The organism is Myxococcus sp. AB025B, assembly GCF_006518215.1.
Classification (GTDB): domain Bacteria; phylum Myxococcota; class Myxococcia; order Myxococcales; family Myxococcaceae; genus Myxococcus; species Myxococcus fulvus.
Genome location: NZ_SRLW01000541.1, coordinates 1 through 3,085, shown reverse-complemented (window position 1 = coordinate 3,085; position 3,085 = coordinate 1). Strand labels below are relative to the sequence as shown.

Sequence of the window (3,085 nt, the reverse complement as noted above, 5' to 3'; positions counted from 1 at the left end):
CCTTCGGCTTCGCCGCCGTCTTCACCGCGCCGCGCGCGCGCAACGCGGTGAAGACGGCGGCGAAGCCGAAGGTGAAGGCCCCCAAGGGGCGGCGCTTCGTGGCGCTCGCGGGCAACATCGGCGCGGGCAAGACGACGGCGGCGAAGATGCTCAGCCAGAGCTTCGGCTACGAGCTGTTCGACGAGCCCGTCATCGACAACCGCTTCCTGCGTGACTACTACGCGGACATGTCGCGCTGGTCCTTCACGCTCCAGCTCGAGTTCCTCATCCGCCGCGTGGAGCACCACGAGCTCATCCACTCGTACCGCCGCAGCTGCGTGCAGGACCGCACGCTGTACGAGGACCCCGAAATCTTCGCCAAGTACCTGCACGGCCTGGGGCACATGACGAACGCGGAGCTGGACCTGTACTACGAGTACTTCCAGCGGCTGTCGCGCCACATCATCCGCCCGGACAAGGTCATCTGCTTCGAGGTGGGCAGCGTGGACGTGCTGCTGGAGCGCATCCGCACCCGGGGCCGCGAGGAGGAGAAGGGCATCCGTCCGCAGTTCCTGCGAGGGCTCAACGGCTACTACGCCTCCTTCCCCCAGGTGCTGCAGGAGAAGTACGGTGTGGAGACCCTGGTGATGGATGTCTCACGCCAGGACATCCGCAAGGGCCGCGGGCGCGAGGAGTTCCTGGACCGCATCTCCACCTTCCTGGCATGAGACGCGGCGGGGCCTTAGTCATCAGCCCGTCGTCTCTGTCTGGAAGGTGTGAGTGATGTCGGATTTGACGCCCAAGCGAGCCAAGGACACCGAGGTGGTGATGACACAGCTCATCCTGCCTCCCGACGCCAACAACCTGAACGCCGCGTTCGGCGGGAAGGTGATGGAGTGGATCGACATCTGCGGCGCGGTGGCCGCCCAGCGCCACTGCCGGCAGGTGGTGGTGACGGCCTCCATGGATGACCTGCACTTCCACGCGCCCATCAAGGTGGGCTGGGTGGCGCTGCTGCACTCGCGTGTGCTGGCCGCCTTCCGCACCTCCATGGAGGTGGGCGTCACGGTGCACGCGGAGAACCCGCTCACCGGCGAGCGCACGCTCACCACCAGCGCGCTGCTCACCTTCGTGGCCATCGACAAGGACGGCAAGCGCGTCCCCGTGCCGCCGCTCCTGATGGAGTCGGACACGGAGAAGGAGGCCTTCCGCGAGGCCGAGGCCCGCCGCGCGCAGCGGCTCGCGCGTCAGAAGGAGAACCAGTCCTGGCTGAAGGTGATGCAGCCCATCGCCGGGGCCTGAGGGCCCGCTCGGCGACGCGGCGGACTCGACGAGGGCGGCGGTGCTGCCACCGCCCTCGCCGTGAGGACGTCGAGCGACGGATGCGGCTCAGGTCGTGAACGACGTGCCGCAGCCGCAGGAGGACTTCGCGTTCGGGTTGTTGAACTTGAAGCCCGCGCCGGTAATGGCGGAGACGTAGTCGATCTCCGTGCCGGCCAGGTACTGGCTGCTCATGCCGTCGGTGGCGAGCTTCACGCCGTCCTGCTCCCAGACGCTGTCGCCGGCCTTGGTCTCCTTGACCAGGTTCAGGTCGTAGCCCAGGCCGCTGCAGCCGGCGGGGACGACGCGGATGGAGAAGAAGTAGCCCTCGAAGCCCTGGGCCTTGATGACCTCCTTCACCTGCCGGACGGCGGCCTCCGTCAAACGCACCGCCGTCGGGGGCGCGGACTGGGGGGCCGTCGAGGTGGCGGAACCGGGGGTCGTGGTCGTCGTATCCATGTGGGAAAAATCTCCTCTCGAACCGAGCTTTATAACGCCCGGGGCCGGAAAATCCATGGGAGCGGCCGCTCGTCCGCCCCGGGACACTTCATCCCGCACGGGCCCGCCCCCGGGCCTCGGGTTATACCGGCCCCATGGCGCCCACCTTCCGAGAGCTGCTGGCCGGAGTGAAACAGGAGATTCGCGAAGTCACCGTGGACGAGGTGAAGCGCCTCCTGGACGCCCGGGCCCCGGTGAAGCTCGTGGACGTGAGGGAGGCGGACGAGTACGCGGGCGGCCGGCTGCCCGGCGCGGTGCACATCCCTCGGGGCTACCTGGAGCTGCGCATCGAGGAGCGCGCGGGCCGGGACGAGGAGCTCATCGTCTACTGCGCGGGCGGCACCCGCTCGGCGCTGGCGGTGAGGACGCTCAAGGAGCTGGGCTACACGCGCGTGGCGTCGCTCGCGGGCGGCTACAACCGCTGGAGCGACGCGGCCCTGCCCGTGGAGAAGCCCTTCGTGCTCTCCGCTGAACAGAAGGAGCGCTACCGCCGGCACCTCATCCTCCCGGAGGTGGGCGAGGAGGGTCAGGCCCGCCTCTTGAAGTCGCGGGTGCTGCTGATGGGCGCGGGGGGGCTGGGCTCCCCGGCGGCGCTGTACCTGGCGGCCGCGGGCGTGGGGACCCTGGGCATCGTCGACTCGGACGTGGTGGACCTGAGCAACCTGCAGCGGCAGGTGCTGCACACCCAGGAGCGCCGGGGCCAGCCCAAGGTGGTCAGCGCCCGCGCCGCGATTGAAGCCCTCAACCCGGACGTGAAGGTGGTGCCCTTCCAGGAGCGCCTGACGTCGCGGAACGTGCTGCGCGTGCTGGACGGCTTCGACCTGGTCCTCGACGGCGGCGACAACTTCCCCACCCGCTACCTGCTCAACGACGCGTGCCTCATGCGCGGGCTGCCCAACATCCACGGCTCGGTGTTCCGCTTCGAGGGCCAGGTGACGACCTTCGTGCCGGGACAGGGCCCCTGCTACCGCTGCCTCTACCCCGCCCCGCCGCCGCCGGAGCTCGCGCCCTCGTGCGCGGAGGCGGGCGTGCTCGGCGTGTTGCCGGGCCTCATCGGCCTGCTCCAGGCCAACGAGGCCCTCAAGCTCATCCTCGGGAAGGGAGAGCCGCTCGTCGGCCGGCTGCTGACGTTCGACGCGCTGGGCACCCGCTTCCAGGAGCTCAAGCTGCGCCGCGACGCGCAGTGTCCCGTGTGCTCGCCCGGCGCCAAGGTGGAGCTCATCGACTACGAGCGCTTCTGCGCCACCGCTCACTGACACCCGCCATGCCCATCCCCGAAATCTGTCTC

General features: G+C 69.3%; 4 protein-coding genes. 3 read left to right on the top strand and 1 reads right to left on the bottom strand.

Going from position 1 to position 3,085, the window contains the following annotated elements; all coding sequences use genetic code 11:
* Positions 1-47: 47 nt before the first annotated feature.
* Together FL311_RS42255 and FL311_RS42250 are read left to right on the top strand one after the other, a co-directional pair.
* Positions 48-707 carry a deoxynucleoside kinase gene (locus FL311_RS42255; protein ID WP_141333264.1) on the top strand — a complete coding sequence of 220 codons (660 nt, stop codon included), beginning with the start codon at positions 48-50 and terminating at the stop codon, positions 705-707.
* Between the two features lie 55 nt (positions 708-762).
* On the top strand, positions 763-1,281 hold the full coding sequence (locus tag FL311_RS42250) for an acyl-CoA thioesterase (RefSeq protein WP_046712842.1): 519 nt from the start codon (positions 763-765) through the stop codon (positions 1,279-1,281).
* Positions 1,282-1,368: 87 nt separating this feature from the next.
* Here FL311_RS42250 and FL311_RS42245 read toward each other — a convergent pair whose 3' ends face one another.
* Entirely contained in the window at positions 1,369-1,758 is a 390-nt protein-coding gene (locus FL311_RS42245) for an iron-sulfur cluster assembly accessory protein (protein ID WP_141333263.1), read from the bottom strand.
* Between the two features lie 134 nt (positions 1,759-1,892).
* Between FL311_RS42245 and moeB the strand changes: the two genes are divergently transcribed.
* On the top strand, positions 1,893-3,053 hold the full coding sequence (gene moeB / locus FL311_RS42240) for a molybdopterin-synthase adenylyltransferase MoeB (protein WP_141333262.1): 1,161 nt from the start codon (positions 1,893-1,895) through the stop codon (positions 3,051-3,053).
* The last annotated feature ends 32 nt before the right edge of the window (positions 3,054-3,085 follow it).